16 protein-coding genes are annotated in these 17,721 nt (G+C 35.7%); 12 read left to right on the plus strand and 4 right to left on the minus strand.

Annotated features, from left to right (window positions below):
• Positions 1 to 84 precede the first annotated feature (84 nt).
• The 11 genes from yciH (at position 85) to CEP47_RS07495 (ending at position 11,143) form a co-directional block, all read left to right on the plus strand.
• Positions 85 to 399 (plus strand): stress response translation initiation inhibitor YciH, encoded by a 315-nt coding sequence (yciH, locus tag CEP47_RS07445; protein WP_261920233.1) that lies wholly within the window; start codon positions 85 to 87, stop codon positions 397 to 399.
• Positions 400 to 730: 331 nt separating this feature from the next.
• A complete protein-coding gene (locus CEP47_RS07450) occupies positions 731 to 1,531 on the plus strand; it encodes an MIP/aquaporin family protein (protein WP_261920232.1) in 801 nt (266 codons plus the stop codon).
• Positions 1,532 to 1,544: 13 nt separating this feature from the next.
• Complete coding sequence (glpK, locus tag CEP47_RS07455; protein ID WP_261920231.1) at positions 1,545 to 3,056, plus strand: glycerol kinase GlpK; 1,512 nt, start codon at positions 1,545 to 1,547, stop codon at positions 3,054 to 3,056.
• A 504-nt stretch (positions 3,057 to 3,560) separates the two neighbouring features.
• Complete coding sequence (gene nrfA / locus CEP47_RS07460) at positions 3,561 to 4,991, plus strand: ammonia-forming nitrite reductase cytochrome c552 subunit (protein WP_407657801.1); 1,431 nt, start codon at positions 3,561 to 3,563, stop codon at positions 4,989 to 4,991.
• Between the two features lie 79 nt (positions 4,992 to 5,070).
• Positions 5,071 to 5,676: a cytochrome c nitrite reductase pentaheme subunit gene (nrfB, locus tag CEP47_RS07465; protein ID WP_261920229.1), complete on the plus strand. Its 606-nt coding sequence runs from the start codon at positions 5,071 to 5,073 to the stop codon at positions 5,674 to 5,676.
• Positions 5,676 to 6,347 carry a cytochrome c nitrite reductase Fe-S protein gene (gene nrfC / locus CEP47_RS07470; RefSeq protein ID WP_261920228.1) on the plus strand — a complete coding sequence of 224 codons (672 nt, stop codon included), beginning with the start codon at positions 5,676 to 5,678 and terminating at the stop codon, positions 6,345 to 6,347. The genes nrfB and nrfC overlap by 1 nt, the downstream gene beginning before the upstream one ends.
• On the plus strand, positions 6,344 to 7,300 hold the full coding sequence (gene nrfD, locus CEP47_RS07475) for a cytochrome c nitrite reductase subunit NrfD (protein ID WP_261920227.1): 957 nt from the start codon (positions 6,344 to 6,346) through the stop codon (positions 7,298 to 7,300). The genes nrfC and nrfD overlap by 4 nt, the downstream gene beginning before the upstream one ends.
• 65 nt (positions 7,301 to 7,365) lie before the next feature.
• Complete coding sequence (locus tag CEP47_RS07480; protein WP_261920226.1) at positions 7,366 to 9,282, plus strand: heme lyase CcmF/NrfE family subunit; 1,917 nt, start codon at positions 7,366 to 7,368, stop codon at positions 9,280 to 9,282.
• Position 9,283: 1 nt separating this feature from the next.
• Positions 9,284 to 9,826 (plus strand): DsbE family thiol:disulfide interchange protein, encoded by a 543-nt coding sequence (locus CEP47_RS07485; protein ID WP_261920225.1) that lies wholly within the window; start codon positions 9,284 to 9,286, stop codon positions 9,824 to 9,826.
• A 2-nt stretch (positions 9,827 to 9,828) separates the two neighbouring features.
• Entirely contained in the window at positions 9,829 to 10,293 is a 465-nt protein-coding gene (nrfF, locus tag CEP47_RS07490) for a heme lyase NrfEFG subunit NrfF (protein WP_261920224.1), read from the plus strand.
• A 1-nt stretch (position 10,294) separates the two neighbouring features.
• Positions 10,295 to 11,143 carry a TPR domain-containing protein gene (locus tag CEP47_RS07495; RefSeq protein ID WP_261920223.1) on the plus strand — a complete coding sequence of 283 codons (849 nt, stop codon included), beginning with the start codon at positions 10,295 to 10,297 and terminating at the stop codon, positions 11,141 to 11,143.
• 156 nt (positions 11,144 to 11,299) lie between these two features.
• On the opposite strand, the gene rpoD is transcribed toward CEP47_RS07495, so the two are convergent.
• From rpoD to rpsU, 3 genes are all read right to left on the minus strand, one after another.
• Positions 11,300 to 13,144 (minus strand): RNA polymerase sigma factor RpoD, encoded by a 1,845-nt coding sequence (gene rpoD, locus CEP47_RS07500; protein WP_261920222.1) that lies wholly within the window; start codon positions 13,142 to 13,144, stop codon positions 11,300 to 11,302.
• 86 nt (positions 13,145 to 13,230) lie between these two features.
• A complete protein-coding gene (dnaG, locus tag CEP47_RS07505) occupies positions 13,231 to 15,000 on the minus strand; it encodes a DNA primase (RefSeq protein WP_261920221.1) in 1,770 nt (589 codons plus the stop codon).
• A gap of 152 nt (positions 15,001 to 15,152) precedes the next feature.
• Positions 15,153 to 15,368 (minus strand): 30S ribosomal protein S21, encoded by a 216-nt coding sequence (gene rpsU, locus CEP47_RS07510; RefSeq protein ID WP_039140406.1) that lies wholly within the window; start codon positions 15,366 to 15,368, stop codon positions 15,153 to 15,155.
• Between the two features lie 328 nt (positions 15,369 to 15,696).
• Here rpsU and tsaD point away from each other — a divergent pair, with 328 nt between their 5' ends.
• Positions 15,697 to 16,713 carry a tRNA (adenosine(37)-N6)-threonylcarbamoyltransferase complex transferase subunit TsaD gene (gene tsaD, locus CEP47_RS07515; protein WP_261921044.1) on the plus strand — a complete coding sequence of 339 codons (1,017 nt, stop codon included), beginning with the start codon at positions 15,697 to 15,699 and terminating at the stop codon, positions 16,711 to 16,713.
• Positions 16,714 to 16,805: 92 nt separating this feature from the next.
• Here the strand turns inward: tsaD and lexA are convergent, their stop codons facing one another.
• A complete protein-coding gene (gene lexA, locus CEP47_RS07520) occupies positions 16,806 to 17,438 on the minus strand; it encodes a transcriptional repressor LexA (protein ID WP_261921043.1) in 633 nt (210 codons plus the stop codon).
• Between the last annotated feature and the right edge of the window lie 283 nt (positions 17,439 to 17,721).

A 17,721-nucleotide genomic window follows, 5' to 3' on the forward strand; every position in this document is an offset into this window, starting at 1 on the left:
TTTTTAGAGAAATCAAAATGCAGGGTTAAGTGCAAAATGTTAAAATCACACCATTTCTATCCTATAAAAATAAGGAGTTTCATAATGAATAACCTAGTCTATTCAACAGAATATGGTCGAATACCAGCAGAAAAAAACACAGTTACACCACCTAAGGGTGATGGCATCGTCCGTATTCAACGACAAACAGCTGGGCGAAAAGGCAAAGGCGTTTGTGTTATTTCAGGGTTAGAGCTTGATGAGAAAGCCTTAACAAAACTTGCTTCTGAATTAAAAAAACGGTGTGGTTGTGGTGGTGCAGTGAAAGACTTTAAGATTGAGATTCAAGGCGATAATCGAGACTTACTTAAACAACTATTAGAACAAAAAGGGTTTTGTGTAAAATTTTCTGGTGGTTAAAACTCTTCATTTTTGCTAACAACTAAGTGCATACTTTTACTTAGTTGTTAGTTTCGTTAAAGAAAATTTTAACTAATTCAATATAATTTATATTTTTATATGGATTTTATGTGATTAAATATTAATTTTTATTTATTTTAGATAAATTAAGTGTGATAAAAATCACAATTCTTCATAATTCTGACTTAAATAATTTGAAGTTGCTCAAACTTTTCAAAAATTTAACTTTTATTTTCCTCCCTATTTCTCTAAATTCGCTACCAATTTTGGTTGTTTTAGAAAATTTTTTCTTTGAATTATTTTTATCACTCAAAATAGGGGGAGAGAAAATATGGCGTTAGAACGTAGTCTGAAAGGACAATGTATTGCTGAAGCTCTAGGCACGGGGTTATTTATTTTTTTTGGGTGTGGTTGTGTTGCTGCCGCTAAAGTTGCAGGGGCACAGTTTGGCTTATGGGAAATTAGCATTGTCTGGGGAATAGGGGTTGCCTTAGCAATTTATTTAACCGCTGGGGTTTCAGGTGCTCATTTAAACCCTGCTGTTACTATTGCTCTATGGAAATACTCAACTTTTGAACGAAAAAAAGTATTACCTTATATTCTCTCTCAATTCACTGGTGCTTTTTGTGGAGCCGCTCTCGTTTATCTGCTCTATCGTAACATCTGGTTAGATTATGAAAGTGCTCACCAAATTGTGCGTGGGACAACCGAAAGCTTATATACCGCCAGTATCTTCTCAACTTATCCGAATCCACATCTTGGTTTACTTTCAGCCTTTATCGTTGAATTTACTATTACAGCGATCTTAATGTGTTTAGTGCTTGGATTAACCGATGATGGCAATGGTTTACCCAAAGGTCCTCTTGCACCATTATTAATCGGTTTTCTTATCGCTGTTATTGGCGGTTCAATGGGACCATTAACTGGATTTGCAATGAATCCTGCTCGGGATTTCGCCCCTAAACTTTTTGCCAGTTTCAATGGTTGGGGAACATTTGCTTTCAGTGGTGGCGAACTTATACCTTACTGCCTCATTCCAATTATAGCACCAATCTTAGGCGCACTAGTTGGGGCTTGGGGATATCAAAAATTAATCGGCGTACATCTTAAACCTAATACTCACCATCAATAATAGGGAAACAAAAATGTCTGAGAAAAAATATATTATTGCTTTAGATCAAGGTACAACAAGTTCACGTGCCGTTCTCTTAGATCACGATGCAAATGTAGTTGGTATTGCTCAACGAGAATTTACTCAAATCTACCCTCAAGCAGGTTGGGTAGAACATAATCCGATGGAAATTTGGGCGACTCAAAGTTCTACACTCAATGAAGTCGTTGCACAAACAGGTATCACCTCTGATCAAATTGCAGCAATTGGGATCACGAACCAACGTGAAACAACTATTGTCTGGGAAAAAGCCACAGGAAAACCTATCTATAATGCGATTGTCTGGCAATGTCGCCGAACAGCTGATTATTGTCAGCAACTCAAAGAACAAGGCTATGCTGATTATATTCGTCAAACTACTGGGCTTGTTGTCGATCCTTATTTCTCAGGTACAAAACTCAAATGGATTTTAGATAATGTTGAAGGGGCAAGAGAACGAGCAAAACGTGGAGAGCTACTTTTCGGTACCGTAGATACTTGGCTTGTATGGAAACTTACTCAAGGTCGTGCCCATGTTACTGACTATACAAACGCATCTCGCACTATGATATTTAACATTCATACCAAACAATGGGATGATAAAATGTTAGAAATCTTAGATATACCAAAAGAGATGCTACCAGAAGTACGTAACTCCTCTGAAATTTACGGTCAAACTAATATCGGTGGAAAAGGGGGAGTGCGAATTCCCGTTGCAGGGATCGCGGGAGACCAACAAGCGGCACTTTATGGTCATTTATGTGTCAATGCTGGACAAACCAAAAATACCTATGGCACGGGTTGTTTTATGCTGATGAATACGGGCGATAAAGCTATCCTGTCAAAGAATGGGTTACTAACAACAATCTGTTGTAACGCTAAAGGCGAACCGGCTTATGCCCTAGAAGGATCAGTCTTTATTGGTGGTGCTTCTATTCAATGGTTACGTGATGAATTACGCATAGTTCACGATAGTTTTGATTCAGAATACTTTGCCCAAAAAGTTCCCGATAGCAACGGAGTTTACGTCGTTCCAGCCTTTACTGGCTTAGGCGCTCCTTACTGGGATCCTTATGCAAGAGGTGCAATTTTTGGTTTATCTCGTGGAGCGAATCGCAATCACTTAGTTCGAGCTACCCTTGAATCAATTGCTTATCAAACACGAGATGTCCTAGAAGCAATGCAATCAGATGCACAACAAAAACTTGAAACCTTAAGAGTCGATGGCGGTGCTACTGGAAATAATTTCTTAATGCAATTCCAAGCAGACATTTTAGATACTTCGGTAGAACGTCCAAAAGTAAAAGAAGTTACTGCTTTAGGTGCTGCTTATCTCGCAGGGCTTGCAACTGGCTTTTGGCAAGATCTAGACGAATTAAAAGATAAAGCAACTATTGAAAAAACGTTTATTCCTGATGGTGATCAAGAAAAACGAACTAAACGTTATCAAGGCTGGAAAAAAGCAGTAAAACGTTCTTTAGAATGGGCAAAAGAGGATAGCGAATAATATTTAAAAAAATGCGGTTAAAAATAGTTTAACCGCATTTTTATTAAAATTTTATAAGGTAATTCTCTCAATACGATTTTTTTACTTCTCAAGTATTATACTTTTAATATTTCTTTCAAATTATCTACAACTAAAACAAATAAGTTTTATATATCAAAAAAATCAAATTATTTTTAAATAAAAATAATTTTAACGTTTATTTTCTCATTTTATTCCCTTCTTTTTAGTTATTACAAGTAATTATCATTTCCTAAATTTACATTAAATAAAAATAAATTGACCTAGCTCAATAAAAATTAATATAGAACTAGAATTATTAATATAATTTGCTAAATTTACCCCAAATAAAATGATTTAGTTTCATTTTAATGTGTTAAAAAATCAACTTTTTATTTACATTTTTATAACTTTGTGTGGGAGTCTATCGTGGAAAAGCTAAAAACCCTTTCTCTATTAGTGGCACTATTCTTAAGCTCTAATAGTTTGGCTAATACTAATAGCCAAATAGAGAATAAAAACGACAATATTAATCAAACTACTATCGATCTTAATCAAAAATATCGAGATCAAAAATTTGATATTGATAAAAAAGCTGTTCGCAATGATCTCTATGCAAAAAAATACCCTTTACAATATCAATCTTGGGCAAGCACTAAAAATTCAGAAAAAATAGGTGATGCTTTAGCTGAAGATCCTCGCTTAGTTGTACTTTGGGGAGGATACCTATTTTCATCAGAATATAATCACCCGAGAGGACACAATTATGCAGTAACAGATGTACGCAATATCCTCCGTACTGGTGCCCCAAAAGATGATAATTCTGGTCCTCAACCAGCAGCTTGTTGGACCTGTAAAAGTCCTGATGTTGCTCGTTTAATTACCGAAAAAGGAGAAGATGGTTATTTTGGCGTTAAATGGGCAAAATGGGGATCAGAAATCGTTAATCCTATCGGCTGTGCTGACTGCCATGATACCAATTCAAAAGATTTTGCTGAAGGAAAACCTGCTTTACGCATTGCACGTCCTCATGTTTTAAGAGCCTTAGACAAAGCCCACAAAAACTTTGCTCATTCAGATCAAACCGATAAACGTGCCGCAGTATGTGCTAATTGCCATGTTGAATACTACTTTGCTGGCAAAACTAAAGAAGTAACTTTCCCTTGGGATAAAGGTTTAAGTGTTGAACAGATGGAAAAATACTACGATGAACAAGATTTTAAAGACTGGACACACTCACTCTCTAAAGCCCCAATGTTAAAAGCACAACACCCTGATTTTGAAATTTGGTCAATGGGTATTCACGGTAAAAATGGCGTTACCTGTGTTGATTGCCATATGGCTAAAGTTCAAGCTCCTGATGGTCGAGTATATACCGATCATAATATAGGAAATCCATTTGATAACTTCCAAAATACTTGTGCAAACTGCCACGATCAAAGCAAACAAAAACTTGAAAACTTAGTTGATGCTCGCAAAAAACAAGTAAATTCCTTGTTAATTAAATTAGAAGATCAATTAGTTCACGCACACTTTGAAGCGAAAGCCGCTTGGGATGCCGGTGCAACTGAAAAAGAAATGCAGGCAGCTTTACAAGATATCCGCCATGCTCAATGGCGTTGGGATTATGCAGCAGCAAGCCATGGTGCTTACGTACACGCTCCTGAAGTTGCATTAAGTGTTATTGGAACAGGCCTTGATAAAGTCGCAGACGCAAGACGTAAATTAGCAATTATTCTTACTCAATATAAAGTAGCTCAACCTGTTGCAATTCCTGATATTTCAACTAAAGCAAAAGCTCAAGCTGCGATGGGCATTAAAATTGAAAAACAAATCAAAGAAAAAGAAGAATTCCTCAAAACAGTCATTCCTCAATGGGATAAAGAAGCAAAAGAAAAAGGCTTATTACCTAACGAGAACTCAAATCAGGACAATTAATTATTTTAAGCAAGATTGTGCTAGCTAATTAGATATTGAATTAACTAGCACAATAACTACTATCATCGAGGAATTAAAAATGCGTTTACCTTCTTTTTATTATCGCAATATTCTCGCTCTAAGCTGGGCTTTGTTAGGAATATTACTACTTGCGACTCATGTACAAGCATTCCCTGATATGATAAATGATGAAAATACCCTAACGTATCAGCCAAAATTAGAGCATCAACGTGATCCAAATCACTATTGTGCAAAATGTCATAAGTTCAATAATCAACAGTTTCATGGAATCCATCTAAGCAAAACTAATCCTAATACAGGAAAAAGGATTAATTGTGTGAGTTGTCATGGACATATATCAGAAAATCACCGACGTGGTGTTAAAGATGTTATGCGTTTTCATTCTGATATTTTCTCGAATAAAAAACCATTGTTTACGGTTCAAGAACAAAATCAAATCTGTTTTTCTTGTCATAATCCAGATCAACTCCGCCAAAAATTCTGGGTACATGATGTTCATGCAGTAAAACTATCTTGTGCAAACTGCCATACTTTACATTCAGCCCAAGATCGTATGAAACAACTTAACGAAAAACAACGTATTAAGTTATGTGTTAATTGTCATTCTAAATTACAACAACTGCAAAATTTAAAAACAGAAAAACCACTACAAAAGGATAAGTAATGAACTACTCACGCCGAAATTTTGTTTCTGGTATGGGGGCTTTAATCCTATTAACAGGAACAGCTAATGCCAGCAAAGCTAATGCTGAAAAGAAAAATATTCGCTATGCAATGTTACATGACGAAAAACGTTGTATCGGCTGTACAGCCTGTATGGATGCTTGTCGTGAGGTGAATAACGTGCCTGAGGGAGTCAGCCGTTTAGAAATTATCCGTACTCAAGTTGAAGGAACTGAATTTCCTGATGTAATTTATAAATTCTTCCGTCATTCTTGCCAGCATTGTAGTAACGCACCTTGCGTTCAAGTTTGCCCAACAGGGGCTTCATTTATTGATGAGAAAACAGGTATCGTTGATGTGAATCCCGATCTCTGTGTTGGCTGTCAATATTGCATTGCAGTATGCCCTTATCGAGTACGTTATATCAATCCACTTAATAAAGCCGCTGATAAATGTAATTTTTGCCGTGACACAAATTTAGCGAAAGGAAAATTACCTGCTTGCGTTGAAAGCTGTCCGACAAAAGCCTTAACCTTCGGTGATTTAAATGATCCTAATAGCGAGATCGTACAAAAATTAACACAAAATTTAGTTTACCGAACTAAAGTTGAATTAGGAACAGATCCTAATTTATACCATATTCCAGCTAAAGGAGGAGAGATAAAACGATGACTAGTCCATTCCATTTTCCGTCTCTTGTCTGGGATGAAATAATTGCAATTTATTTATTTTTACTCGGCATTTCTGCGGGCGTTACTTTTCTTGCGGTACTGTATAAACGGTCGGGGCTAACCACTGAGCCTAGCCAAAGTGCTCTAATTAGAAACAGTGCCATTATTGCTCCATTAAGCCTAGTTGTTGGTCTAACTATCTTGATCTTTCACCTAACTAAACCTTGGGCATTTTGGTATCTGATGTTTAATTACCATCACACCTCAATTATGTCGATGGGCGTTATGCTATTTCAGTTCTATATGCTGTTTCTATGTTTATGGTTAGCTATTATTTTTAAGCAAGATATCGCCAATCTGATTGTAAAATTTCTTCCTAAATTAAGTTTTATTAATCCAATAATAACTTGGTTAGTACGTTTTAGTGCTAAAATTGAAATTATACTCCTCCTCTTTTCAATCTTACTTGGTGCTTATACAGGATTCCTTTTATCAGCTTTAATTAGTTATCCGATGTTGAATAATCCTGTCTTACCTGTCCTATTTTTAGTTTCAGGTATTTCATCAGGTGTTGCAACATTAACCTTAGCCTTACTATTGGTGAGTAAAACAAATCCAACAGCAACTGAATTAACTTTTATTCATAAATTTGAATTTCCACTAATTTTAATTGAATCATTCCTTTTATTTGCCTTCTGTATTGGTTTATATTTAGGTGGTGGTCAAAAAACTGTTGCGATTATGAATGCGATTGGTGGTGGTTTTTGGGCAAATGTTTTCTGGGTAGGTATTGTAATCATTGGCTTAATAGTACCAGCACTCTTCAATGGCTTAGCGACTAAAAAACTCAAACATAAACGTGGATTAATCTTATTAATCGCTAGTTTTAGTCTCTTTGGGATTTTATGTTTACGCTTTTTTATTCTGTACGCAGGCCAAATGACCCTTGCTTAAATTTTGTTCCCCCCATCTATATTCCAATATGGATGGGGAAAATATAAATAATTGAATGATTTATTATGATTCCTGAAATTGGTTTAATTGCACTTTTCTTTGCAACCGCAACAACCTTTCTAATTACTTTAATAGCAAGTTATGGGCTATGGAAAAAAAGGTTATTTTTACTTAAAATTTCTCATTCTTTAAGTTACTTATATAGCATCTTTATTTTTATTACTCTCGCCTGCCTTATTTTTTCATTTATCCAAGATGATTTTTCTGTCGCCTATGTGGCACAGCATTCAAATACCGAATTACCGTTATTTTATAAAATTGCGGCTACTTGGGGAGGCCATGAAGGCTCCATTCTATTTTGGCTCTTTTCACTTGCTCTATTTAGTAGCCTCTTTACCTACTTCAGTCGCCGACTTGAACTGCTATTTGCTACTCGCACTGTAACAATTTTAGCCAGTATTAATCTTGCATTCTGCCTATTTATCCTATTATTTTCTTCCCCATTCGAACGCCTTTTTCCTGTTCCTCCACAAGGGCAAGATCTCAATCCAATGTTACAAGATCTGGGATTAGTCCTTCATCCACCCTTGTTATATCTAGGCTATGTTGGACTTGCGATCAATTTTGCTATGGTTATTTCCGCATTACTTGGAAATAACTTTGATGCGAGTTTTGCTCGTTATAGTCGAATTTGGATCTTAATTTCGTGGGTATTACTCACTGCTGGTATTAGTTTAGGATCTTGGTGGGCTTATTATGAACTAGGCTGGGGAGGTTGGTGGTTCTGGGATCCCGTTGAAAACGCAGCCTTAATGCCTTGGTTATTAACCACTGCACTACTACACACCTTAATTGTGAGTGAACAACGTGGTATTCTCTTTCATTGGGTTATTTTACTTTCAATCTTTAGCTTTTCTCTAAGCTTATTAGGTACATTTATTGTCCGTTCAGGAATACTAACTTCCGTTCACGCCTTTGCTGTCGATCCAACCCGTGGCGAAGCATTACTGACTATCTTTAGTCTTTTTACACTAGCAAGCTTAATACTCTATGTATGGAAAATAAACTTAATCAAACTCCCTGTAAGTTTCACTCTCTTTAGCAAAGAAAGTGCTATTCTCTTTGCTAATACACTTTTCACACTTGCCTCCGTAACAATTTTTATTGGTACCTTTTATCCACTATTTTTTACATTATTTGGTTTAGGCTCTATTTCAGTCGGTGCTCCCTATTTTAATAAATTCTTTTTACCATTGTTATTCTTAGCTTGTGTATTAATGTCTTTAACAGCCGGATTACATTGGAAACAAAATAAAATTAATCACCTGTACGCTAAATTAGCCTTACTCTTTCCTGCTGGATTAGTAGCATTATTACTAATCTATCTCATTAAACCTAACTATGACTGGCAACAACTCTCTCCTTATTCGTTGCTCTTACTCATAGTCGCATCTTGGTTAATTTTGAGTTGTATCCCATTAAAACTTGCTCATTTTTCTGGTAAAAGATTGGCTATGATTTTGGCACACTGTGGTATTGGATTAACGATCATTGGTGCAGTGTTTAATAGCTATTATGGCACTGATGTTGCAGTCCGTTTACACCCACAACAGCAAATCAATTTAGCTGATTATCAACTCAAATACCAAGGATCCGATTACCAAATTGGAAAAAATTATACCACTGAACGTGCTATTTTTACGTTAAATCAAGATCAACCAAATATCACAACAATTATTCCAGAAAAACGTTATTATGATCTCAGACAACGGAGTATGAATGAAGTAGGTATCACAACCATAGGTCTATCAGATATTTATATCGTGATGGGAGATAAAAACGAAAATCAACAAGTTGCTTTTCATTTTTATTATAATCCACTCGTGCGTTTAATCTGGTTAGGAGCTATTTTGGCACTTATCGGTGGATTATTTGCTTTTTATCGCATAACTTATCATTTTAAACAAACAATGAGAAACTAATATGCCAAAGCGTTTACTGCTACTCTTGCCATTACTATTGGTCTCAATCATTATTGGTTTACTTTTCTCTCGCTTATATCAAAGTTCACTTTATCAAGAAACCAGCCAATTAAGACTATCTATACCACAATTTTCTTTGACAAAATTAGAAGCTCCTCAACAAAAACTAACCAATGCGGATTTACCTCAAAACCAGATATACCTATTAAATATTTGGGGAAGTTGGTGTGGATATTGTCGAGAAGAAATGCCTCTTTTAGTAAAAATTAGTCAACAATACCACCTACCTATTATTGGGGTTAACTATTTAGATCAACGTCAATCTGCTTTACAGAGTTTAAAAGAATTAGGTAATCCATATCAATTTAACCTCTTTGATAATGAAGGGAATTTAACCTCTCATTTAGGGTTAAATGGTGCACCTTTTACCTTTTTGGTCGATAAAAAAGGGATTATTCGCTATTATTACCCTGAAGGAAAATTAACCGAAACTATCTGGCAAAAACACTTTGTGCCTAAATTACAACAATTACTAGGAGAATAACAATGTCTAAGCTTTATCACATTTGTCATCTGCTTTTTTGCCTAGTATTGCTGCAATTCAACCTCGCTTTTGCCATAGTAGATACTTATCAATTTCACGATCAAGCAACAAAAGAGCGAGCAGTTGAACTTGCCAAAACATTACGTTGCCCACAATGCCAAAATCAAAATTTACTTGAGTCAACTTCCCCCATTGCCTATAACCTACGCTTAGAAGTCTATCAACTTGCAAATGAAGGAAAAACCAATCAGCAAATTATTACAATTATGACGGAACGTTTTGGCAATTTTGTGCTTTATGATCCGCCATTTATTCCATCAACCTATTTCTTATGGCTCTTACCTTTACTATTATTAAGTATTGCTGGATTCAGTATTAAAATATATTTACGTCAACGTAATACGCTGCAATTAAATTCAGAACAACAGCAACAATTAGATATCTATTTACAACAAAAAGGAAAATAAAATGATCCTGTCAATGATCTTTTTTTGGATTTGTATAATTAGTTTTGCTTTTTGTCTTCTCTTTACCCTTTTTTATCCTCGTTCTACGATTAAAAATCGTTCAGAAAATACCCTAAATCAACAACTGTACCAGCAGCAACTTACCAATATCGCTCATTTAGCCTATCCTTTAAAACAGCACCTAGAAAAAGAAATTCATTATCGTTTTTTCTTGCAAGACACTCAAAATAAAACGAATCTTTTATCACTCAAAAAACCTAATGCTTGGTTGCTTCTCAGCGTTGGGATAATAATTATTGGTACAATTCTAAGTGGCTACCTAATCAGCGGACGTTATCAACTTGTTCTGAACGAAGAACAAAAATTTCAACAAGCAATGGAAACACGACAGCAACAAAATCGTCAGCATACTGATTACATTTTAGCGATTCAAAATAAGCTCAGAACAAATCCAAATGATGGGGATAGTTGGTTTGAATTAGGGCAGGCATATACCCAAAATAATGAATATCCTGAAGCATTAGAATGCTACTCTCGGGCATTAAAACTCAATGGACGTAAAGCCTATTTACTCAGTGCAATTGCAAATACACTCTATTATCAAGCAAATTCGACCCTCACAGATGAAGTTAGACAATATTTAGCAGAAACGCTAGCACTCAATCCACAAGATACCACTGCATTATTGTTACTTGCTTCTGAAGCATTCCAACAACAACATTATACTCAAGCAATAACCTACTGGAAAAAAGTTTTAGATAATGCTCAATCAGTCGATCGGGTTGCGATTATTCAAAATATTCAAATTGCAGAAGAGTTAGAAAAACATTTACTTACCCCAGTAAAGTAAAAATGCAGAGTTAGCCAAATAAGCTATTTTCAAAACATAAAAAAATAGTTGATTAATCAAAAGATTCTTTTAATTAATCAACTTATCTCGGTATGATCTGCATCGCTTTATAGCTTGAAAAAGCAGATCATAATGTTGAATCAGTAGAATAAATTATTATTCATCTAAAAAACTACGTAAGGTTTCAGAACGACTTGGATGGCGAAGTTTACGCAACGCTTTTGCCTCAATCTGACGAATACGTTCACGAGTAACATCAAACTGTTTACCGACTTCTTCCAAGGTATGATCGGTATTCATATCAATACCAAAGCGCATTCTTAATACTTTCGCTTCTCTTGGCGTTAAACCTTCTAACACCTCATTAGTCGCAACTTTGAGGCTTTGTGCTGTTGCTGAATCAAGTGGTAGTTCAAGTGTACTATCTTCAATAAAATCGCCTAAATGTGAATCATCATCATCGCCAATCGGCGTCTCCATTGATATTGGTTCTTTCGCAATTTTTAATACCTTACGAATTTTTTCCTCAGGCATTCCCATTCGTTCGGCAAGTTCTTCTGGTGATGCTTCTCTTCCCATTTCTTGTAACATTTGGCGAGAAATTCGGTTTAATTTATTGATTGTCTCAATCATATGCACAGGAATACGAATTGTTCTTGCTTGATCTGCGATAGAACGGGTTATTGCCTGACGAATCCACCAAGTCGCATAAGTTGAGAATTTATAGCCACGGCGATATTCAAATTTATCCACCGCTTTCATTAAACCAATATTTCCTTCTTGAATAAGATCCAAAAATTGCAAGCCACGATTAGTATATTTTTTCGCAATTGAAATTACTAAACGCAAGTTTGCTTCAACCATTTCTTTTTTAGCCTGACGTGCTTTGCGTTCACCTTGGGAAATTTTACTTCCAATAGTCCGAATCTGACTGATTGTTAATCCGCATTCATCTTCAATCGCCTTCAACTCTTGAATAGCACTTCTAATTTCATCTTGATGACGGGCTAATCTTTCAGACCAAGCTTTACCTGCTGCTAAGCCTTTTTCTAACCAAGCATCACTCGTTTCATGCCCAATAAAGGCTTTACGAAACATTGCTTCTGGCATTTTAGAATTTTCAGTTGCTAAGCGTTTAATTTGGCGTTCAGGTTTGCGAATTTTATCCATCATATCACGCATCACTTGAACTAATAGATCAAATTGTTTTGGCACTAAACGAAACTGTTGAAAAATTTCTGATAATACAAGAATTTGCTCTTTTGCCTTTTTATTATTTCGCCCATATTTTCCGATTACTTCAAGCGTTTTCTGATGTTGTGATTTAAGGGCGGTAAACTTCTCTCGAGCAACTTCAGGATCGATGCTATTATCAGTATCGGTATTATCATCACCACCCTCTTCATCTTCTTCATCCTCATCGATATCAGTTGTTGAAAGATCAATCTCTTCATCATCAAGGATTTCCGATAAATTCTCATCTTCAGTAAGACAATTCGGATCAGAAAAACCAGTAACTAGATCAGCTAAACGAGCTTCACCTTGTTCAACCAACTCATATTGCATTAATAACCCATTTAAAGCTTCAGGATATTCTGCAAGTGCACATTGCACCTCATAGATCCCATCTTCAATACGTTTTGCAATATCAATTTCACCTTCACGTGTCAATAACTCGACACACCCCATTTCACGCATATACATTCGCACAGGATCTGTCGTACGACCAAGTTCAGATTCAACACTAGATAATACTTGTGTAACTTCTTCTACTGCATCTTCATCGGTAAGATCTTCATTCAACATTAAATCATCAGCATCTGGGGCGGCATCCAAAACTTGGATTCCCATATCTTTGATCATTTGAATGATATCATCAATCTGATCTGCATCAACCAAATCTTCTGGCAAGCTATCATTAACTTCAGCAAAAGTTAAATACCCTTGCTCTTTACCTTGAGCAATTAACTGTTTTAATTGAGATTGTGGATTTTGATCCATATAACCTATCCGCTTATTTATGTTATACAAAAGACTAAAAAATCTATTATTTTATGATTAATAACTATTGTAACACGATTAAATTATTATGTACCCTGTTTCAATAGCTCGACTAACTCCCGCTTTTCCTCAATTGATAACATATCACTACGATCTTTCGCAATTAATGTTGCAATTCTCTGTTCAACGAGACGGGTATAAAAAAATATTAAAGTATCTCGAAAAGTTATTTCAATATTATCTTCGCTTATTAAATGATCCCAACAAGACAAAATTTCAAGCGACTTTTCAAATTTCGTTCCTCGCCAATATTCTAATAATTGTCCTGTGGTTATTCCCACCCGTTCTTGGCATAGTGAAACAAGTTGTAAAAACAAATCCATTCCCGCTTCATTCAAACGAGTTAAACTCTGCAAATCAGGAATACTTTTTGTAATTTCAACTAATTCTGGATTTTGTAACAATAACCCTACCAATAATCGCATCGGGGTTACCGCTAACTTGCCTTTTTCTGTATTCGTTTGAGTAGGTGGTGGGGTGTGTAATAATTTATCTAATTGACTAGGCTCTAATATACCTAACTTTTGGGCTAAAATATTACGTAAATAAAGTTGTAACATTTCACCCGGTATTTTTGCTAATAATGGTTGTGCTAACGCCAATAATTTTGCTTTACCTTCCTTACTAGACAAATCAACTTGTTCAAGTAAATGACGGAAAAAAAAGTCACTTAATGATTGAGCTTGCTCTAAATATTGTTCGAAACCATCTTTTCCTGATTTTCGGATAAAAGTATCAGGATCTTCACCATCTGGTAGAAAAATAAACTTTAACTGACGCCCATCATATAAATGAGGTAGTGCATTTTCTAATGCACGCCAAGCAGCTGCCCGCCCTGCTCTATCACCATCATAACAACAAATAATCTGCTCGGTTGCACGAAATGCTAATTGAAGCTGTTCTCCCGTGGTAGCTGTACCTAATGAAGCTACTGCGTTATATACTCCGAATTGTGCTAAAGCAACAACATCCATATATCCTTCAACAACTAATAAATAATCAGGATTTTTATTCTGTTCTAACGCTTCAAATAAACCGTATAATTCGCTGCCTTTATGATAAATTCCCGTTTCAGGTGAATTGAGATATTTAGGTTTTTCATCTCCTAAAACCCTTCCTCCAAATGCAATAGTACGTCCTCGACGATCTCGAATTGGGAACATTATTCGATTACGAAAACGATCATAGACTTTTCCACGTTCATTTTTCGATAACATTCCACTTTCTTGTAATTTTTCTCGTTCTTCTTGATTTGTACCAAAATGATGCAAAATACTTTCTGAACTATTAATGACACTATTGCTTGCAAACCCCAAGTTGAAACGTTGAATCACTTCCGCTGATAAGCCTCGTTCTTGTAAATACGCTTGAGCTGGAATATTGCTAGATAAATTTTGATGATAAAAATCAGCAACAGCTTGCAACAACTGATATAAATCTCGTTTATAAGACAGCGGTTTATACTTATTATTCTTTTGATCAAAATTGGAACGGCTTTCTCTAGGTACCTCTAAGCCTTTCATTGAAGCTAATTCTTCAATAGCTTCAACATAATCCAAATTATCATACGCCATCAAAAAGCCGATCGCATTACCATGTGCACCACAACCAAAACAATGATAAAACTGTTTTTTCTGACTAACTGTAAATGAAGGTGTTTTTTCGTTATGAAAAGGGCAACAGGCGTGGAATTCTGATCCAGCTTTTTTAGTTTTTATCCTAGAATTCACAACATCAACAATATCTGTTTTCGCTAACAGATCATCAATAAATGTTCTTGGGATTAAACCTTTCATCGAGAATTCCTCTCAGCCCGATTAGATTCTTATGATGGAAAAAATACCAAAAATAAAACCGTGATTCCTTTTAGGCTTCACGGTTTTATTTAATAATGGATCGTATTTTACACGTTTTGCCTAACTCGATGAATTGAGTATAGAACAACTAATTAGTACAAACGGGTATGACGAGCGTTTTCACGTGCTAATTTTTTAGCGTGGCGTTTTGCAGCTGATGCTTTTTCACGTTTACGAACAGTTGTTGGTTTTTCGTAAAACTCACGGCTACGAACTTCAGCTAAAATACCAGCTTTTTCGCAAGAACGTTTGAAACGACGTAATGCTACGTCAAAAGATTCGTTTTCTCGTACTTTAATTACAGGCATATGCCCTCACCTCAATGAATTTATCAACATATTTGCCGCAGTAAAAACACCTACGGCAGGACTTAATAAAGGCTCCAATTCTAATCTATTTCAGGTCTAAAAGCAAAGGGAAGTTTTACTTTTCAACAAATTTATCTTTCAGCTTAAACTACTTAAATAAATTACATTTAGTGCACCTTCCATTAAACAATCACTTATTTACTAAATCTACATACATAGGGATTAACACTATCTCAGTAAATCATATAACTAAAAAGGATTAAACTAGAGATAAGTGAATAAAACAGGTAAAATCTCATCTAAATTTTATTATGGAACAAATATTATTATGCGTATTTTAGGAATTGAAACCTCTTGCGATGAAACAGGTGTCGCAATTTATGATACAGAAAAAGGATTAGTAGCCAATCAACTTTATACTCAAATTGCACTGCATGCGGATTATGGTGGTGTTGTACCTGAACTCGCTTCTCGAGATCATATCCGCAAAACAACACCATTAATTCAAGCGGCTTTACAACAAGCTCAATTAACAGCAAATCAAATTGATGGTATTGCTTATACTGCAGGTCCCGGATTAGTTGGTGCATTATTAGTAGGTTCAACTATTGCACGTTCTCTAGCTTATGCTTGGAATGTACCCGCCTTAGGGGTACATCATATGGAAGGGCATTTGCTTGCCCCAATGTTAGAAGAGCCAGCCCCCAAATTTCCTTTTATCGCACTTCTTGTATCAGGTGGTCATACACAACTAGTCCGTGTTGATGATGTTGGAAAATACCAGTTACTCGGTGAATCTGTTGATGATGCTGCAGGAGAAGCTTTTGATAAAACAGCAAAACTACTAGGATTAGATTATCCGGGTGGTGCTGCTCTTGCTCGTTTAGCTGAAAAAGGGACGCCAAACCGTTTTATCTTTCCTCGTCCAATGACTGATCGTCCGGGATTAGATTTCAGTTTTTCAGGATTAAAAACCTTTACAGCTAATACCATTGCACAAAATGGGCAAGATCCCCAAACTCATGCTGATATTGCTTATGCTTTTCAAGAAGCAGTAGTTGAGACCTTAGCGATTAAATGTCGTCGAGCCTTAGAACAAACTGGCTTAAAACGTTTAGTGATTGCTGGTGGCGTCAGTGCCAACCAAAGATTACGTTCACGTCTTGCAGAAATGATGCAAAAAAATAAAGGAGAAGTCTTTTATCCATCACCACAATTTTGTACTGATAATGGTGCAATGATTGCTTATGCTGGAGCTTTACGTTTACAACACGGGGAACATACAGGATTAAGCATTAAAGTCCAGCCTCGTTGGCCAATGGATCAATTATTACCATTACAATAAAAATATTCTGTTATTGTAATCTATAAAAAACCGCATTTATATCATGCGGTTTTTGCTTATTAAGCTAAATAATCTCTAACTAAATAATTTTATTACATCCAAGCATTATTACGAATAATACCAACAGCAATCCCCTCGATCTCAACCTGCTCTTGCGTTAAATCAATGACAATGCTATTAAATTCTCTATTTTCTGCGTGTAAATAAAGGAGGGAGCCTTTACGTTCTAAACGTTTAACCGTCACATCATCACCAATTCTAGCCACAACAACCTGCCCATTTCGAACATCTTTTGTGCAATGCACAGCTAATAGATCACCATCTAAAATGCCAATATCTTGCATTGATGAACCATGTACTCTTAATAAAAAATCAGCACTAGGTTTAAACATATTTGCATCAACTTGATAGGTTGTTTCAATATGTTGTTCAGCTAAAATAGGCTCGCCAGCTGCCACCCTTCCAATTAAGGGTAAACCTAATTCTTCTTTTTCTTCTTCATCTTCGACCAATAAACGGATACCTCTTGAAGTACCAGATTTCACTTCAATCACTCTTTTCCGAGCTAATGCTTTTAAATGTTCTTCCGCTGCATTTGGTGAACGAAACCCCAATTCTTTTGAAATTTCTGCACGAGTCGGTGGCATTCCTGTCATTTCAATATGCTGTTTAAGAAAATCAAAAACTTGCTGTTGTCTTGGGGTTAAAGTTTGCAAACTATTCATTGGACTAGTCATATCCGCTCCATTATCAGTTATCAAGTTGTGAGAACATCTCTCAACCATAACAACCTGTTTTTTTATACAGATAACATGTTATTATATACAGGCAACTTAAACTTGCAATCCTTATTTCTAACCACTTTGATAAAAAACCACAGCATATTGCTAAATTAAACGCAAATTCACGCTATTATCAGCAAAATATGATAAACTCTTGCAATTCCAACTGTAATGAAAACAAGATCTGAAGAATCTTAGTTACAGTTATTCACTTAAATAATCGAAT

It is taken from the genome of Mergibacter septicus (assembly GCF_003265225.1).
GTDB lineage: Bacteria > Pseudomonadota > Gammaproteobacteria > Enterobacterales > Pasteurellaceae > Mergibacter > Mergibacter septicus.